Here is a 16,575-nt window from a genome sequence, read left to right on the forward strand (position 1 = left end):
CCTTTCCGGTATCGCGTTTATTCGGTAGCATGGCGAAACAGCCCAAAACAAAGGTCTTAGGTCTACATGGATAAAAGCAATACACAGTGCCTGTTATGGAGCTGGATCGCCTTGGTATTAGCGGCAAGTATCGGCGTAATGGCCCTATTGGCATTTAATTGGTTGCAAGTTGGTATTAGTCTATTACTTTTGGCGGCCTTAACCCTGGCCTTGCGCCGTCAGGCGGACCCCGAATGTCACCATCAGAGCGCCCAGCAGGTGCACGAGGAACAGCAGGAACGCCGTTTGTGTATGGCCACACTCAACAGCCTTGATGCCGCGCTGGGGGAAGAAGTCAAGGAAATCGAGGCCGATATTGCCTCGGTACGCGGGATGCTCATCGATGCAGTGCGTGAATTATCCACCAGTTTTAATCGTCTGCACGAGCTGAGCAGTCGCCAGGCCAGCATTGTGATGGACGGCTTGCAGGCCGAAAACCACGAAGGCCACACGCATTCTAACTTCATGAGCGCCTTTGCCCAGGAATCCGCCGATGTCTTGCAGGATTTTGTCGATATGCTGGTACAGGTCAGTAAACTCAGCGTGCAAACTGCCCACCAGATGGATGATATGCTGACGCACATTAACGGCATCTTTCATTTGCTGGAGCAATCCCGCAACCTGGCCGAACAAACCAATCTGCTGGCGCTCAATGCCAGCATTGAGGCGGCGCGCGCTGGCGAGGCCGGGCGCGGTTTTGCCGTGGTTGCCGATGAGGTGCGCAAACTGTCTGCGCATTCCAATGCTTTTAATGAGAAAATCAAGGTGAGCGTGGATGAGGCGCGCCGCTCCGTGGCGGAAATGCAAAAATCGGTTCATGCCATTGCCTCGCAGGATATGAATTCTGTTTTGCGCGAAAAAGAACGCATCCAGAAAAGCTTTGATCTGGCCGAACAGATGACCCAACGGGTGGACAACAGCCTTAACGAGATTCAGGAAGTCGGCCATGAGCTCGACCAAGCTGTAGCCGATGCGGTGCGCGCCTTGCAGTTTGAAGATATGTCCACCCAATCGCTGGCCTGCGCCGCCCGCAGCATTGAGCGCATAAAATTACTGCGTACCGCCCTGGCCAATAGCGCCGATGATCACAGCCTGTCACAGCAGATCGAGGATTACCGTACACTGTGGAAAAATGAGCGCCACAAACCGGTGTCACAAAAAAACATGGATCAAGGTTCGGTAGAATTATTTTAGGTAGCGTAGCATCCGCTTTTTTCAACACAGAACAGACGAGTATGAATAGATGAGCATTGAACGTAGAGTGGAAGACAACGGCAAGCGTCTTGTCATCGTGATTCAGGGGCGTTTTGATTTTTCCCAGCACAAGGCTTTTCGCGATGCCTACAAAGAACAAACGGGCAAAGTCCACGAGTATCTGATTGACCTAAGCGGTGCCAGCTATCTGGACAGCTCCGCCCTGGGAATGCTTTTGCTGCTGCGTGAGCGCGCCGGCGATGAAAATGCCAAGGTGTCCATCAAAGGGGCGACCTCCGAGGTGCGCCGGGTCCTGGATATCGCCAACTTTGGCCGTCTGTTTACGATTCTTTGAGCAAGCCTGTGCAGCCATCAACCACGCATCCCACTCCTGAAATGTCCGCAAAAGCGCCACGCGGCACGGCGATGATCGTTGACGATGAGGCTACCAATCGTCGTTTATTGGGCGCTGTGCTGGTGCGCGAGGGATTTCATTGTCTGCATGCAGCCGATGGGGAAGAGGCCCTGGCAATTTTCACCCAGCAAACCCCAGACATTATCTTCATGGATGTGATGATGCCTGGCATCGACGGCTATGAAACCACGCGGCGCATTCGTGAGGTGCTGTGCGGGCGGTTTATTCCGATCATCTTTCTCACCGCCTTAAGTGATGAGCAATCGCTGGTGCGCTGTATTGAGGCCGGCGGGGATGACTTTATCTCCAAACCCTTTAATCTGGCGATTCTCAAGGCGCGCATCGCTTCCATGGAGCGAGTGCGCGACCTCTACCGCCATCTGGAATCGCAGCATGTTGAACTCAGTCAGCGCTATTCGCGTGAACAGCAGGAACAGGCCCTGGCGGAGCGGATTTTCAGCCATGTAGTGGGTACCCGTAATGTCGCCGTTGAATCACTGGGTTTTTTGCAGCGGGCGGCAGACACCTTTTGCGGGGACTTGATTTTAACCGCGCACTTGCCCGATGGCGGCTTGCGCATTCTGGTGGCCGATTTTACCGGGCACGGACTGGCGGCGGCGATTGGCGCCATGCCGGTGGCCGAGATCTTTCATGCGATGAGCGCCAAGGGGGTTGATGATCTGCTGCTGTTGGCCGAGCTTAATCGCAAACTCCACACCCTGCTCCCCGCAGACCGCTTTATGGCGGCTTGTCTGGTCTCCATCCCTGCTGATTTGCATGAATTACGCCTGTGGAATGGCGGTATGCCCCCTGCCCTGCTGGTCACTGCCCAGGGTTTGCAGGAATTTCACGCCAAGGCACTGCCGCTGGGCATTCTTGCGGAGCCCCCGGAAAAAGACAGCCTGATGCAGATTCCACTCAAAGGCGGAGAACGCCTGCTGCTGATGAGTGATGGCGTGCTGGAAGCGGTCGATGCGCAGGAACGGCTCTTTGTCGATACCACCTTCGATGGTCTTAAACAAGCGCTGGCCTCCAAGGAGGCGATGCTGCCTGCCTTGATTCATGCGCTGGATCAGCATTGCGGCCATACCGTGCAAAGCGACGACATCACCGCCCTGGAAATCCCGATTGGCACCGACCTGATCAATCTCCCCGAAAAACACGAAAGGCATCACGCCCCCCCCCCCGGACAGGGAAGTTGGCATTGGTCTTTGGAGCTGTGTGACAGTTATCTGGGCGCGATGTCCTCGTTACAGGGCGCATTGGGTTCGCTCAAACTGCTCGACGGGCTGGAACCACATATCGGCGCGTTGGAAATCATCATCTCAGAGCTGTATACCAATGCGCTGGAACATGGCGTCCTGGGACTGGATTCGGCGATGAAATCCACCTCCAACGGCTTTGAACTGTACTATACCGAGCGCGCCAAACGCCTGCAGCAAGGCGTCAAGGGCTGTGTATTCATCGAACTGATTTATGAGCCGGTTGCTGCAGGGGGCTGCGTGAAGATTCGTCTGCGCGACTCAGGGCCTGGTTTTGCCGTCACGCAAGGGGGTTTCCCGGCACAAAACCTCAACCAGACCCCGGATGCCAAGCGCCCGTGGGGGCGGGGTATCACCCTGGTGCGCAGTCTTTGTGAATCCATTCATTACAACCAGCAAGGCAACGAAGTGGAAGCGGTGTATCGCTGGTAAGTGCCGCTTATAGGCCCGCGCCCATAACGGCCATGAGGTAGTAAATTCCATCATTTTTAAGACTTAAATTGAGACCCCTTTGACGACGCAGCATCTTGAGGCTTTAGGGCTTGTTTCCCTGTTGGCAACCCCCGAGGAACTGGAAAAAATCCTCGGGGCGCATGTGCTGGTGAGTATCACCGATGCTGCAGGGACGATAACCTATGTCAATCAGCGCTTTTGCGAGACTAGCGGCTATGCGGCTGCCGAGATACTGGGTCAGAATCATCGCTGCCTGCAATCCGGCCAACATGCCAAGGAATTTTACGCGCAGTTGTGGGCTGACATCAGCAGCGGCGTCATCTGGCAGGGCGAGCTGTGTAACCGGCACCGCGATGGTGCGCTGTTATGGCTACAGACCACCATCGTACCGCGCCGGAATGCGCAGCAAAATATCACGCATTATATCGCCCTGAGCACCGATGTCTCACACATTCGCCGAAGCGAGGCCACCTTAAGCTGTCAACGCCGCGCCCTGAATGCCATCCCCGATAGCATTGCCATTGCCGATGCCAGCGACCCGGAGATGCCGCTGGTCTATATCAACCAAGCCTTTGAGCAACTCACCGGCTATCGTCGTGAAGAGATTCTGGGGAAAAACTGTCGTTTCCTGCAGGCCGACGATACCGAACAAACCGCCTTAGACGTCTTGCGCCAGGCGCTGCATGAAGGCAAACCCAGCAAAACGCTGCTGCGTAATTACCGCAAGGATGGCACGCCTTTCTGGAATCAGCTCAGCATCACCCCGGTGCGTAATGAAACCGGCACCATCACCCACTTTGTCGGCATCCAAAACGATGTCACCGAGCACTTAGAAACCCAGCAGGCCCTGGACGCCGAACGCCATTTTATTGAAGCCGCCATCAATGCCATTCCCGCCCTGTTTTTTGTCATTGACCGTGCCGGAAACCTGCTCAAAAGCAATGAACAGTTAAGTCGTGTCACCGGCTACAGTGCGGCTGAGCTGAGCCGTATGACACTACAGACCCTGTTTGCGCCCGCTGATGTCGCGTGTATTGAAAAATGCATTCAGCAAGGCTTTGAGAAAGGCTATGCCTCCACCGAGGCCGATTTACTCACCCGGGAAGGCGAGGCCATCTCCTTTTATTTTCAGGGTGTGGTCTTTGAATCCAATGGCGAGCAATGCCTGATCAGCACCGGCACTGATCTGACGCCCTATCAACGCACCCTGCAGCGCCTGGAAGAAAGTGAAGAGCGCCTGCGCCGCAGTCAACGCTATGCCCATATCGCCACCTGGGAATGGGATATTCTCCACGGCTCTTTTTACTGGTCGGAATTGATGCCGGCCTTGCTGGGCTTGCCGCTGGAAAGCCACAAGTCGTCCTTTGAGCGCTTTATCAGCGCCGTCCATGCCGAGGATCGTCCCCGCGTACTGGCGGCCATTGATGCTGCGGTTGAGCAAAAAGCCAAATACGATATTGAATACCGCTGCGTCTGGCCCGATGGCAGTATTCATTGGCTGTCATTGCGCGGTGCCGTGGAGCTGGATACGCAGGGCCGGGCGATTAAAATGGCGGGGATTGCGCAGGATTTCACCGCATTGCGCCAGGCACAAACCTCAGAAAAACAGGCCAACAAACTGGCGCAGTCCACCATAGATGCCTTGCGGGCGCATATCTGCGTCCTTGATGAGCGGGGGCGCATTATCACCGTCAACCGTTCCTGGCGCGAACACGCGATGATGACCGGCTTTAATGCCGGTCTGTGCTGGGACGGGGTGGATTATCTGGCCATTTGTGAGGCCACCGAAGGCCCGCACCGCGACGATGCACTGCGCATTGCCCGAGGCATTCGGGCGGTGTTGAGCGGTGCCCTCAATAGCTATGAAACCGAATACATCCTGCCCGATCCGCTGCAGGGCTATTATTTTCTGGTGCGCATCACCCCCCTGGATGACCAGCATTCCGGGCGCCGCTATGCGGTGCTGTCACATCAAGACATCACCCAGCGCAAGCTCAGCGAAGTGGCAATGCAGGAGGCAAAAGAAGAGGCCGAGCGCGCCAATCAGGCTAAATCGGAATTTTTATCGCGCATGAGCCATGAGCTGCGTACCCCGATGAATGCCATTTTAGGTTTTGCCCAGCTGCTGGAATATGACAACACCCTGGGCGAGGAACAGCAGGATAATCTGCAGGAAATCCTCAAGGCCGGACGGCATCTGCTGGAACTGATCAACGAGGTGCTGGATCTGGCCAAGGTCGAGGCCGGGCGCGTGGATCTGTCGCTGGAAGCGGTGCCGTGTCCGGATCTGGTGGATGAGTGCGTGATGCTGGTGCAGCCGCTGGCAGAACAGCAGGGCGTGCGTCTGGAGGTTGAGCCCTTTACCGAACGTATGGTGCTGGCCGATCGGATGCGCCTTAAGCAGGTGGTGATCAACCTGCTGTCCAATGCCATCAAATACAATCGCAAACAGGGCTGGGTCTTGATTCGCCCGGTAAGCAGCGCCTCATCCAAACAGGTGGTTCGTCTGGAGGTCAGCGACAGTGGTGTCGGTATCCGGCCAGATCGGCAGGCCGAGATTTTTCAACCGTTTAACCGCCTGGGCGCGGAAATCAGTGGGGTGGAAGGCACTGGTATCGGGCTGGTCATCAGCAAGCGCCTGATTGAAATGATGGGCGGCGAAATCGGTTTTTCCAGTCTGCCCGGCAAAGGCTCCACCTTCTGGATTGAATTGCCCATCGCCCAGGCGCCGCCCAATGAAACGGCAGAGCTGGCGGTACCGGTTGAAGATATGGAGTGGGAAAATGACCTTGATCCCGACTCCTTGCACATTGTTTTGCACATCGAAGACAATCCCTCGAATCTGAAGCTGATTGCCCATGTCCTCACCCTGCGCCCGCAAATCCGCTTGTTGCAGGCACCGACTCCAGGGCTGGGGCTGGAGCTGGCGACCATTCACCGCCCGGATCTCATCTTGCTGGACATCAACATGCCAGGTCTGGATGGCTATGGGGTTTTGGCAGAACTGCGCGCTGATTCAGTCACCGCCAAAATCCCGGTGGTGGCAGTGACGGCCAATGCCACCACCCGCGATATTGAACGTGGCCAGGCGGCCGGGTTTGATGAATATCTGACCAAGCCGGTGAATGTCACCCGACTTTTGGATACGATTGACACCGTTCTGGCACGAAAAAACGCACCTAAGTGATCGCCCCGGCGCATTTCGTATGCCATGGATCAGACGCGCAGGCAGTTAAGCGCAGTGAATTGTTTTAATTTATCTTTAAATGACGAAGCGAGTGTGCCATGACAGACTCTTACGTAGGTCTTTTATCTGCAACCATCATGGTGGTTGATGATGAACCCGCCAATCTCACGCTGATTGACCGCACCCTGCGCAGCGAAGGTTACCGTCATCTGGTGTTGATTCGGGACCCCCGCGAGGTCGAAGACATCTACGTCAGCCAGCGTTTTGATCTGATCATCCTGGATCTGAACATGCCCTATATTGACGGCTTCGGGGTGATGGAGAAACTGCTGGCGCGCAATGACCCCATCTTGCCCCCAATTCTCGTACTCACCGCACAATACGGGCGTGATTTTGTCTTGCGCGCCCTCACCGGCGGGGCGCGTGATTTCCTCAGTAAACCCTTTGACCGCATGGAATTGCTGGCGCGGGTGCGCAATCTGCTGGATGTGCAGCTCGGGCGCCGCCTGCTGCATGACCAAAAGCAGATGCTTGAACAACTGGTCCATGCGCGCACCCAGGAATTGCGCAATACCCGCCTGCAGGTGGTGCAACGCCTGGGGCGGGCGGCCGAATACCGCGACAACGAAACCGGCTTTCACATTCTGCGCATGAGTCACACCTGCGCCCTGTTGGCCAAATCACTGGGCTGGAATGAAGCGGACACTGAACGCATGTTACACGCCAGCCCCATGCACGACATCGGCAAGATTGGCATCCCGGATGGCATTTTGCTCAAACCGGGAAAATTGGACCCCGAGGAGTGGGAGATCATGAAAACCCACGCCACCATCGGTGCCCATATTCTGGATGGTGATGATTCAGACCTTTTGGTGATGGCCCGCGAAATCGCCCTGACCCATCATGAACGCTGGGATGGTGCCGGTTATCCGCGTGGCCTGGCTGGGGATCAGATTCCCCTGGTGGGGCGCATTGTGGCTATTGCTGATGTTTTCGACGCGCTGACCTCAGAGCGGCCCTATAAACGCGCCTGGACGGTTGAAGATGCGCTGAACTATATCCGCGAGAATAACGGACGTCATTTCGACCCGCAGATTGTGGCGCATTTTGAAGAGCGGCTGCCAGAAATTCTGGCCATCCGGGAGCGTTTCTCGGAACCGGAAAACCAGCAAACCCCGTGAACGGGGCAGAAAGCGTGTCCCTGTCTTGCCCATTTCTGGCACACTGAGCGGATTTTTTGATGGAGAACTGAGCTTTGAATCCTGATTTTCTTGATTTTGAACAACCCATTGCCGAACTTGAGGCCAAGGTCGAAGAGTTGCGCTATGTAGGCAATGATGCCGAGATCAATATCCACGATGAGATCTCGCGCCTGCAGGCCAAATGCAAAACCCTGACAGAATCCATCTTTGCCAAGCTCACCCCGTGGCAGATCTCCCAGATTGCCCGGCATCCCCGGCGTCCCTACACGCTGGACTATCTGCCTTTATTATTCAGAGATTTTCATGAGCTGCACGGGGATCGGGCCTTTGCCGATGACCCGGCGATTGTCGGCGGCATGGCGCGCTTTGCCGGTCAGCCAGTGATGGTGATCGGGCATCAAAAAGGCCGCGATACCAAGGAAAAACTGCGCCGCAATTTTGGGATGCCGCGCCCGGAGGGCTATCGTAAAGCCTTGCGCCTGATGCATCTGGCCGAGCGCTTTGCCCTGCCGGTGATCACCTTTATTGACACACCAGGGGCCTATCCCGGCGTGGGTGCCGAAGAACGCGGCCAGAGCGAGGCGATTGCCCGCAACCTGCTGGAAATGTCGCGGCTGCGCACCCCGATTATCTGCACGGTGGTGGGCGAGGGCGGCTCAGGCGGGGCGCTGGCCATCGGTGTGGGCGATCGGGTGATGATGCTGGAATACAGCACTTACTCGGTGATTTCGCCGGAGGGCTGTGCCTCCATTTTGTGGAAAAGCGCCGACCGGGCCGCCGATGCGGCCGAGGCACTGGGCATCACCTCCGCCCGCTTGAAAGAACTGGGGCTGATTGATCATATCATCCCCGAACCTTTGGGCGGTGCGCACCGCGATCTGGAACTCATGGCCCATCATCTGGGCGAGGCTTTGGGTCAAGCCCTGGCCGAGATGCAAAGCATGGATCTGGATACACTATGCGCTCGGCGTTACCAGCGCATCATGGACTATGGACAATTCAAGGACTAAGGCCAGACATCGGCGCCGGTGGCTGGTCTAGGCAGGCCTAAGTCCGGCGCAGCCGTTCGCCGACCGTGTGCCCGCCGGATGCGCGCTTGGCAAGGCATGGCGCAAGGTCTTTGAACGTGTGGAAGATCGCCGCACTAAGCCGTAGCCGGGCACGCCATCTGGCCCGCATCCTCGGCGTGCTGGGGGTGTGCGGCGTAATCCTGCTGCCGAGCGGCGGGGGATCAGGGTTTGATGAGCTTTACCAGCGTCTGCAGCTAATGGCTTATGACCAGACATTGCACGGCTTGCCTCCTCCCTCCTTGCGCGCCTCCGTCCCGCCGCTGGTGATTGTAGATATTGACGAGTTATCCCTGCAGCGCGAAGGCCACTGGCCCTGGCCGCGTGAGCGTCTGGCGACATTGCTGATGCATTTGCAGGCCGCCGAGGTGGCGCTGGTGGTCTTTGATATCCTCTTTGCCGAGGCACAGCACAACCCGGTGGATCAAATTCGCGCGCACCTGAAGGATTCAAGCCTGCAACAGGCTCTGGATGGCCTGCGTCCACAGCTGGATCAGGAGCGTATCTTCAGTGAAGCCCTCGCCCGCCAGCCCACCGTATTGGGCTATGTCTTTCGCCCCCAGGATCAGATATCGCCCATCGGCCAGCTGCCATCCCCGCTACACACCGAGCCACCGCTTGAGGGTTTGCGTCTGTCCATTTCCCCCATGCAGAGCTATTCCGCACCTCTGCCGATCTTAATGCAGGCCGCCGGGAGCGCGGGGTTTTTCAGCCTGCATCCAGATCGTGATGGCGTCATCCGCCGCGTGCCCTTGCTGGCCCTGTATGAGGGACAGCTTTACCCCTCGCTGGCGGTGGAAACGGTGCGCCAATACCTGTTTTTAGAACAGCTACGCCTGTACACCGAAACCATCCAGGGATTTGATGCGCTGCGTTCGGTGCAACTGGATCTGGATGTCAACATCCCCACCGATGGCCAGGGGCAAATGCTGGTGCCCTATCGTGGGCCATTTGGCCACTTTCCCTATGTCTCCGCCGCCCACGTTCTGGCCGGTGAGGTTGACCCGCACATGCTGGCCGGGGCCATCGTGCTCGTGGGCACCACCGCGCCGGGTCTGTTTGATCTGCGCACCATCCCTCTGCAAGCGGCCTATCCGGGCGTAGAAATCCAGGCCAACGTACTCACGGCCATTCTGGGCGAAGCCTATCTGGTGCAACCCAGTTGGGCGCCTGGCGCACAAAACGTGTATTTCCTGATGGCCGGGCTACTGCTGGCACTGTTATTGCCATCACTGAGCGTCGTGTGGCAACTGGCGCTGGCTGTGTGTGTAGGGCTTGTAATCGTAGGGCTTAACACCGCGCTGTGGATCTGGCACGGCTTGGTACTTGACAGCGCCGGGCCACTGCTATTGATGGCCGTCTTGCTGGTCTTCAACATGGGCTGGGGCTTTTTCTTTGAAACCCGTACCCGGCAACGCCTTAAAAATATGTTCGGGCAATACGTGCCACCCGCGCTGGTCGAACACATGAGCGAGCGGCCGGGGCAATTTGGCTTTGCCGGACAGTCCCGCGAGCTGACGGTATTATTTGCCGATATTCGTGGTTTTACCCAGCTCTCCGAGCAACTGCGCGCCGATGCGCTCAAACAGTTTCTCAATCAGTACTTTACCCCGATGACGCGGATCATCTTTGCCCAGCAGGGCACCATCGACAAATATGTCGGCGATATGATCATGGCCTTTTGGGGCGCGCCGGTAAACGACCCCGAACACGCACACCATGCCATCGAGGCCGCCCTGGAAATGCTCAACGAAACCCAACGGCTCAGCCAGAGCTTTATCCGCAAAGGCTGGCCACAGGTGCGCATCGGCGTTGGCATCAACACGGGCCTGATGAATGTTGGCGACATGGGCTCCCAATACCGCCGCGCCTATACCGTCCTGGGTGATGCCGTCAACCTCGCCTCGCGCCTGGAAAGCGCCAGCAAGCAATATGGTGTTGCACTGCTGGTTGGCGAACGTACGCACGCCCTCACCCAATCTCATTTCCTCTGGCAAGAAGTAGACTGGGTGCGCGTCAAAGGCAAACAACACGCCGTGCGCATCTACCAACCGCTGTGCTCCATCGCCAAGGCAACCCCGGCACAACACGCACAGGTCCAACAATTCCAGCAATTTTTACACGCCCTGCGCCAGCAACATTGGCAACAGGCCAGCACTCACCTAGACACCTTACAACAAACCCACCCGACAAACGCCCTCTACGCCCATTACCGCCAGCGCCTGCACACCCTGCAAACCCAGCCACCCGCCCCAGACTGGGACGGGTGCTGGGTCTTGAGCGAAAAATAAAACACTTCTTGGTAAGTCACAAAACATAGAAACATCAAAACCAATACACAAACACCCACCACACGGCCAGGCCACAGATAGCGAGCAGGACAGCGGCCAAGGTCAGGCTGGCAAAGCGTATTTCATCGCTTTCCTGGGGGCCATTGATCTGCTTGCGTCCGGTGATCATCGGGGACAACAGGTTTTCCCGACGCACCAGCCAGTACATGACAATGGCCAGGACATGCAGGCTGATCAGTACCAGCAATCCATCAAACAGCCATTTGTGCAGGCCGGTCATTTCGCGCTGGGTGGCGTAGCTGACCTCGCTGGCAAGCGGGCCGCTCATGAAAATATCATCGTTGGCGAACAGGCCGGTGATGGCGGTGGTGGCGAGCATCACGAGCATGACCACGGTCATCCAGCCGCCGATGGGGTTATGGCCCAGATAGGCAGCCTGCGGACGAAGCCAATGGCGGACATAATGCCAGACGGTTTTTGGCCCATAAAGAAAATCACTAAAACGGGCGCTGCGGCTGCCGACGATGCCCCAGAGCAGGCGAAAAACGATGAGGGCTATCAGGGCATAGCCCAGATAAAAATGCCACTCCAGCATCAGGCTGCCTTGTGTGCCGGTGTACCAAAGGCCGATGATGAGCACCGGCAAGAGCCAGTGAAAAAGGCGGGTGGGCAGATCCCAGACACGCAGTTTGCGCATTGATTTTTCCTCATTAAATGGTGAGCAGCCACTCATAAAAACCTACCCAAACTTGCACGAAGCTGAATAAGTCTGTTCACGCCGTCAACACCCATGCTGCCGAAGCAGTCTGACTTGGCTCTTGCGTGCGTTTAACGTCCGGCCTGAGCGCGTCCAGACGATCCAGACCATAACGGTCTAAATTTTTTGCGGCATTGAGGTCACGATCCATTACATGCCCACAGTCACACGCCATTGTGCGCTGATTCAGTGGCATGTCATGGATTTTCCCGCAGGCGTGACAGGTCTTTGAAGACGGATAGAACCGATTCGCAAAGATCACAGTCACGCCACGCCACGCCGCTTTGTATTCAATTTGTCGCCGCAATTCGCCAAAGCCAGCATCGGCAATAGCGCGGGCAAGACAATGGTTTTTGATCATCCCGGAGACATTCAGGTCTTCCAGGGTAATGACCTGATAGGTGCGGGTCAGCTTATCGGAAAGCTCATGTAAAACGGCCTTACGTTGATGGCTGATCCGCTGGTGCAGTCGTGCAACGGAGCGCTTGGCTTTCGCGCTCCGACGACTACCCTTCACTTTGCGCGACAGGTTCCGTTGCCGCCGCTTTAAATATTTGAGGTGTTTCTTAAGGCGCTGATTGGCGGGGATGACTTCGCCGGTGCTTAATGTCGCTAAATCCTTGATACCCAGATCAACACCGACTGAAGCGTGTTCGGGGGCGTGTGGGTTGTATTCGTCAGTGTCTACCAGAATAGAAGCATAGAACCGGCCTGCCCGCTTGCTGATCGTGACCTGTTTGGTCTGCCCGGTAAAGCGTAAACCTTGGCGCATTTGGTTGTAACAGTGCCGACGCACGCCGCAAGCGCGGTTGAGATAATCGGCCTGCTCAGGTGTTGGGCGCAGTTCGATCTTGTGAGCAATCAGCATGTGCCTCGACCGCCTGTTTCACGTCGTCCAGCAGTTTCTGGTTTTTGTGTGAGCAACTTCCGTAGAGCTGGGCCGAGAAGACGCTGATGATCTCCAGCACATCGTTGACCAGGTCGTCCTCAAAGGTCGTGTCCTCACCCTGGTTGAGGATGACGACTTCGACCTGCTTGGCTTCGCAGATCGCGAACACCAGTTCCGCGCCAAAGCGCAGTAGCCGATCCTTGTGGGTGATGACCAGCCGCCCAACGTGCCCTTCAATCACCTCGTCGAGCAGACGCTTGAGTCCCTTCTTGTGATAATTCATCCCCGAGCCGAGGTCTGAGATTAACTCGAACCTCCAGCCCTGGCGAGCGCAATACAGTTCGAGCACCTGCTTCTGGCGTTCCAGGTCGGCTTTCTGGTCATGGCGGGAGACGCGGGCGTAGGCGAGGGTACGCCGGGCGGCATCGACCCCAGCGCGAAACAGATCCGGGCGCAGCTTGGTTAGATCATAACGACGATGCCCGCCGGCCGTATGCTCGGCAACCAGTTTGCCTTTGGCCTCCCAGCGCCGCAGGGTCGTGATGGACACGCCCAGCACTTTGGCCGCTTCTCCTATGCTTACTAATCTCTTCATTTTGGAAATATTAGCATAGATATGCGTAAATTCTAAGCGAGCAGTTCAAGCCCTCACTGCGGCGCAGAGCGGCATGATTCACTCCTCCTCCCAATCCAGCGCCTCCAGGGCTTCCAGTTCTTCCAGCATCGTCTCGCTGCCGTGCGTGTCCACGGCGCCATCACGCACCAAAAAATCGCGCCGTTGCAGATAGGCATCCCGCAAGGCTGCATAACGATCCGTCACCATCGACTCCATCGCCCGCTCGGTGGGTAAAAATCCGGCACGCATATCCACCAGCTTAACCACCGCCAGGGCATTGCGCGTGGCCGTTTCATCGTAGTGATACAGCGGGCTGCTCAGATTATCCACCACCCGTGCCGGGCCATCACGCAAGGTGCTTGGCCCCAGCAAGGGCAACACTAGATACGGCCCCGAAGACACCCCCCAGGTCCCCAGCGTCTGGCCGAAATCCTCATTGTTTTTCGCCAATCCCATCGGCGTTGCCACATCAAACAGCCCAAACACCCCCCACGTCGAGTTCATGATCAAACGGGTCAAATCAGAGGCGGCATCATGCGGCTTGGCCTGCAACAGATTATTCAACAGCACGACCACATCATTTAAGTTAGAGAAAAAGTTACCCACACTATTGCGCACCGGCTGGGGCAGCGCCTGCTCATAGCCCTGCGCCACCGGCTTTAATACCGCACGATCCACCGCATCATTGAACTGAAACATCGCCCGGTTATAGCCCTCCCACGGATCACGCGGATGCGCCGATTCCGCCGGAACACTCGCACAGCCCCCCAAAAACCACATCAACACCACCGCCAAACCAAGCGACCACACAGACCGTACACACAGGGTTTTCATCAACGTAACGTATCCGGACGGAATAGCCTGCAAGCTTTCCTGTCCCGATCCTCCAAAGGCGTTAAAGGTTAAACAATGAAATCAAGGATAGGAGCGCCGAGTCCCCGCGTGGCATTATGGATCACCGCTCACCCGCGCACGCAAAGCCTACGGCGTTATGTCGCGCACAGGCGGATACCCGCCGCACCTGCACGCCATGATAAGCCGTTGCACACATGATTTCATAGGTTCTCTGGTGCTGGCGGTGGAAAGCCTCAGCATCCGGCGGGCTTTGATGATTTGGCGCTGCGGGGGTTAAATGGGGGGCGCTGTGTGCGTGAGGGTTATGCAACCGCATAAAATCAGCGAATATATGCCCTCTTTGATAAATGGGCACGAGAATTCAGGATTGACAACGTATGAGTGACAACACGATGAAAAAAAAGACGAGTGGATTGGTGCCGAGGTTGCGGTTTCCGGAGTTTCAGGATGCGGGGGAGTGGGAGGAAAAGCCGCTTGAAGAAATTGGTGAATTTACTGGCGGCGGTACGCCAAGTAGAAGCAATGACTCTTTTTGGAAAGGAAATATTCCATGGGTTTCAAGCTCTGACATATCAGAAGACTCGATCCATGAAATTAAAATCAGCCGATTCATCACTTCTGAAGCTCTGAAAAGATCAGCTACAAAGCTAGTGCCAAAGAACAGAATTCTTCTTGTGTCTCGTGTTGGGGTTGGAAAACTTGCGATAATGAAATCTTCTGTTTGCACAAGTCAAGACTTTACCAATTTCACGCCATGTAATGATAATCTTGAATTTATTGGCTATTTGCTTGCGTCAAACAGGAGTGTACTAGAAAAATTTAGCCAAGGCATGGCTATTAAAGGCTTTACAAAAGACGACATTTCAAAGCTCGCGGTCTACCTGCCAAAGCTAAAAGAACAACAAAAAATCGCCGACTGCCTCTCCTCCCTCGACGCCCTGATCACCGCCCAAGCCGACAAACTCGACGCCCTTAAATTGCACAAAAAAGGGCTGATGCAACAACTCTTTCCCCGCCCTGAGGCGGAGACATGACCCAAAAACACGCGCGTTCGCATAAAGGTATCGGTTATCAGACGGCGTTGCGCGGGTGTTTGCGATGATGGCGACCATCAGCCAAGTTCCAGCCGGTCCTGGCCCTGTTCTTTTGCGCGGTAGAGTGCGGCGTCAGCGCGTTTGAGCAGGTCATCCAGGCGATCTGTGGTCTGGTGGGGGGTGACGCCCTGGCTCAGGGTAATCGGTTGACCGGGGCAATTTCGAGGGTGGCGATTTGCTGGCGCAGGCGTTCCGCGAAGTGGACGGCACCGCTGGCCGGGGTATCGGGCAAGAGGATGACGAACTGCTCAGGTCTTCAATGCGCGCCTGCGCTAGCGGATCAGGATACCAAGCGATCCAGCCCCCCCAGATCAACCGAGGTCTGCTCGCCAGACAAGCTCAGCGGGGGAAATTGGGCCTGGGCATTGGCCATCATGCCCGTTGACAGCAACAGCAGCAGAACAGCCCGCATCCGCTGGACAAGGCATTTAAGGATGCGGTGAAAGTCCATGCAGCCGATCCAGTCGCAGACGTTCCCGCTCATCAAAGAGCCGTCGGGAACCCAGCCACACGGCGAGCAGGGTGCCAAAGCCGGTGCCGCTGGCGATCAGGAACATGATCAAGATTTGATATTTGACCGCTTCCATCGGCGGGATACCCGCGAGGATTTGCCCGGTCATCATGCCGGGCAGGGTAATGACACCGGCGGCGGCCATGGCGTTGATAATGGGCACCAGGCCGACGCGAATGCTGTCTTGCACGATGGGCTCAATGGCCTTGGCAGCGGGTAGCCCGAGCATCAGGCGCGCTTCAATGATCTGGCGTTGCTGACGGGCGGAGGTGGTGAGTCGATCCAGTCCCAGGGCAATGCCGCTCATGGTGTTGCCCAGCACCATCCCCAGCAGGGGAATGGCGTATTGTGGCAGGAACCACGGCTCCGGTTGGATCAGGATCACCAGGGCCAGCAGCGTGACCACAAAGGAAGACAGAAACATGGACAGCGTGCCAACCCCAAATCCCCACCAACCGGCAAAGCGTAATTCCTGACGGGCCATAACCTCGCGCCCGGCCAGCAGCAGCATAAAGGTTGCCATCAAGGTGATCCACAGCAAGGTGGCGTTATCGAACAGGATTTTGAGCACCAGACCAATCAGCGTCAGCTGTATGACAGTACGCAGCGAGGCAATGAGCAGGCGTTTTTCGATGCCGAAGTGCATACGCCAGCTAATTCCGGCCAGGATCAACACCAGTATTGAGGCTAAAGACAAGTCTAATACAGACAGCGAGATGACCATTAAGCGATTTTCCTCTGAC

General features: G+C 56.4%; 15 protein-coding genes. 8 read left to right on the forward strand and 7 right to left on the reverse strand.

From position 1 onward, the window contains the following. Nucleotides 1-66 precede the first annotated feature (66 nt). From THISIDRAFT_RS02060 to THISIDRAFT_RS02090, 7 genes are all read left to right on the forward strand, one after another. On the forward strand, nt 67-1,233 hold the full coding sequence (locus THISIDRAFT_RS02060) for a methyl-accepting chemotaxis protein (RefSeq protein WP_006786318.1): 1,167 nt from the start codon (nt 67-69) through the stop codon (nt 1,231-1,233). A 49-nt stretch (nt 1,234-1,282) separates the two neighbouring features. Continuing rightward, entirely contained in the window at nt 1,283-1,588 is a 306-nt protein-coding gene (locus THISIDRAFT_RS02065; RefSeq protein WP_006786319.1) for an STAS domain-containing protein, read from the forward strand. 41 nt (nt 1,589-1,629) lie between these two features. Continuing rightward, nucleotides 1,630-3,342 (forward strand): ATP-binding SpoIIE family protein phosphatase, encoded by a 1,713-nt coding sequence (locus THISIDRAFT_RS02070; protein WP_139063943.1) that lies wholly within the window; start codon nt 1,630-1,632, stop codon nt 3,340-3,342. Between the two features lie 79 nt (nt 3,343-3,421). Then, on the forward strand, nt 3,422-6,550 hold the full coding sequence (locus THISIDRAFT_RS02075; protein ID WP_006786321.1) for a PAS domain S-box protein: 3,129 nt from the start codon (nt 3,422-3,424) through the stop codon (nt 6,548-6,550). Nucleotides 6,551-6,648: 98 nt separating this feature from the next. Beyond that, a complete protein-coding gene (locus THISIDRAFT_RS02080; protein WP_006786322.1) occupies nt 6,649-7,731 on the forward strand; it encodes an HD-GYP domain-containing protein in 1,083 nt (360 codons plus the stop codon). 74 nt (nt 7,732-7,805) lie between these two features. Further along, complete coding sequence (locus tag THISIDRAFT_RS02085; RefSeq protein ID WP_006786323.1) at nt 7,806-8,762, forward strand: acetyl-CoA carboxylase carboxyltransferase subunit alpha; 957 nt, start codon at nt 7,806-7,808, stop codon at nt 8,760-8,762. Between the two features lie 116 nt (nt 8,763-8,878). Then, complete coding sequence (locus tag THISIDRAFT_RS02090; protein ID WP_246585410.1) at nt 8,879-11,110, forward strand: CHASE2 domain-containing protein; 2,232 nt, start codon at nt 8,879-8,881, stop codon at nt 11,108-11,110. A 34-nt stretch (nt 11,111-11,144) separates the two neighbouring features. Here THISIDRAFT_RS02090 and THISIDRAFT_RS02095 read toward each other — a convergent pair whose 3' ends face one another. From THISIDRAFT_RS02095 to THISIDRAFT_RS02110, 4 genes are all read right to left on the reverse strand, one after another. After that, on the reverse strand, nt 11,145-11,807 hold the full coding sequence (locus THISIDRAFT_RS02095) for a cytochrome b/b6 domain-containing protein (protein ID WP_006788490.1): 663 nt from the start codon (nt 11,805-11,807) through the stop codon (nt 11,145-11,147). 76 nt (nt 11,808-11,883) lie between these two features. Further along, nucleotides 11,884-12,735, reverse strand: a complete 852-nt coding sequence (locus tag THISIDRAFT_RS02100; protein ID WP_221913940.1) for an RNA-guided endonuclease TnpB family protein — start codon at nt 12,733-12,735, stop codon at nt 11,884-11,886. After that, nucleotides 12,695-13,351: an IS607 family transposase gene (locus THISIDRAFT_RS02105; protein WP_006788492.1), complete on the reverse strand. Its 657-nt coding sequence runs from the start codon at nt 13,349-13,351 to the stop codon at nt 12,695-12,697. The genes THISIDRAFT_RS02100 and THISIDRAFT_RS02105 overlap by 41 nt, the downstream gene beginning before the upstream one ends. 78 nt (nt 13,352-13,429) lie before the next feature. After that, on the reverse strand, nt 13,430-14,206 hold the full coding sequence (locus THISIDRAFT_RS02110; RefSeq protein ID WP_006788493.1) for an MlaA family lipoprotein: 777 nt from the start codon (nt 14,204-14,206) through the stop codon (nt 13,430-13,432). A gap of 398 nt (nt 14,207-14,604) precedes the next feature. On the opposite strand from THISIDRAFT_RS02110, the gene THISIDRAFT_RS02115 reads away from it, so the two are divergent. Further along, nucleotides 14,605-15,261 carry a restriction endonuclease subunit S gene (locus THISIDRAFT_RS02115; protein WP_006788494.1) on the forward strand — a complete coding sequence of 219 codons (657 nt, stop codon included), beginning with the start codon at nt 14,605-14,607 and terminating at the stop codon, nt 15,259-15,261. A 77-nt stretch (nt 15,262-15,338) separates the two neighbouring features. On the opposite strand, the gene THISIDRAFT_RS15245 is transcribed toward THISIDRAFT_RS02115, so the two are convergent. The 3 genes from THISIDRAFT_RS15245 to THISIDRAFT_RS02130 all read right to left on the reverse strand — a co-directional run bounded on the left by THISIDRAFT_RS15245 (nt 15,339) and on the right by THISIDRAFT_RS02130 (nt 16,556). Next, nucleotides 15,339-15,464 carry a diguanylate cyclase domain-containing protein gene (locus THISIDRAFT_RS15245; protein ID WP_139064083.1) on the reverse strand — a complete coding sequence of 42 codons (126 nt, stop codon included), beginning with the start codon at nt 15,462-15,464 and terminating at the stop codon, nt 15,339-15,341. A gap of 137 nt (nt 15,465-15,601) precedes the next feature. Next, entirely contained in the window at nt 15,602-15,772 is a 171-nt protein-coding gene (locus THISIDRAFT_RS02125; RefSeq protein ID WP_006788495.1) for a hypothetical protein, read from the reverse strand. Further along, the gene (locus tag THISIDRAFT_RS02130; RefSeq protein ID WP_006788496.1) at nt 15,750-16,556 is read right to left on the reverse strand and encodes an ABC transporter permease; all 807 of its coding nucleotides are present in this window, start codon (nt 16,554-16,556) and stop codon (nt 15,750-15,752) included. Before THISIDRAFT_RS02130 ends, THISIDRAFT_RS02125 begins: the two co-directional genes overlap by 23 nt. Nucleotides 16,557-16,575: the final 19 nt, after the last annotated feature.

Origin of the sequence: Thiorhodospira sibirica ATCC 700588 (assembly GCF_000227725.2) — a bacterium.
Lineage (GTDB): Bacteria > Pseudomonadota > Gammaproteobacteria > Ectothiorhodospirales > Ectothiorhodospiraceae > Thiorhodospira > Thiorhodospira sibirica.

Coding starts and splice junctions, on each gene's coding strand:
- THISIDRAFT_RS02060 (WP_006786318.1), top strand. CDS start 67: ATGGATAAAAGCAATACACAGTGCCTGTTATGGAGCTGGATCGCCTTG.
- THISIDRAFT_RS02065 (WP_006786319.1), top strand. CDS start 1,283: ATGAGCATTGAACGTAGAGTGGAAGACAACGGCAAGCGTCTTGTCATC.
- THISIDRAFT_RS02070 (WP_139063943.1), top strand. CDS start 1,630: ATGTCCGCAAAAGCGCCACGCGGCACGGCGATGATCGTTGACGATGAG.
- THISIDRAFT_RS02080 (WP_006786322.1), top strand. CDS start 6,649: ATGACAGACTCTTACGTAGGTCTTTTATCTGCAACCATCATGGTGGTT.
- THISIDRAFT_RS02095 (WP_006788490.1), bottom strand. CDS start 11,807: ATGCGCAAACTGCGTGTCTGGGATCTGCCCACCCGCCTTTTTCACTGG.
- THISIDRAFT_RS02100 (WP_221913940.1), bottom strand. CDS start 12,735: ATGCTGATTGCTCACAAGATCGAACTGCGCCCAACACCTGAGCAGGCC.
- THISIDRAFT_RS02105 (WP_006788492.1), bottom strand. CDS start 13,351: ATGAAGAGATTAGTAAGCATAGGAGAAGCGGCCAAAGTGCTGGGCGTG.
- THISIDRAFT_RS02110 (WP_006788493.1), bottom strand. CDS start 14,206: ATGAAAACCCTGTGTGTACGGTCTGTGTGGTCGCTTGGTTTGGCGGTG.
- THISIDRAFT_RS02115 (WP_006788494.1), top strand. CDS start 14,605: ATGAGTGACAACACGATGAAAAAAAAGACGAGTGGATTGGTGCCGAGG.
- THISIDRAFT_RS02125 (WP_006788495.1), bottom strand. CDS start 15,772: ATGGACTTTCACCGCATCCTTAAATGCCTTGTCCAGCGGATGCGGGCT.
- THISIDRAFT_RS02130 (WP_006788496.1), bottom strand. CDS start 16,556: ATGGTCATCTCGCTGTCTGTATTAGACTTGTCTTTAGCCTCAATACTG.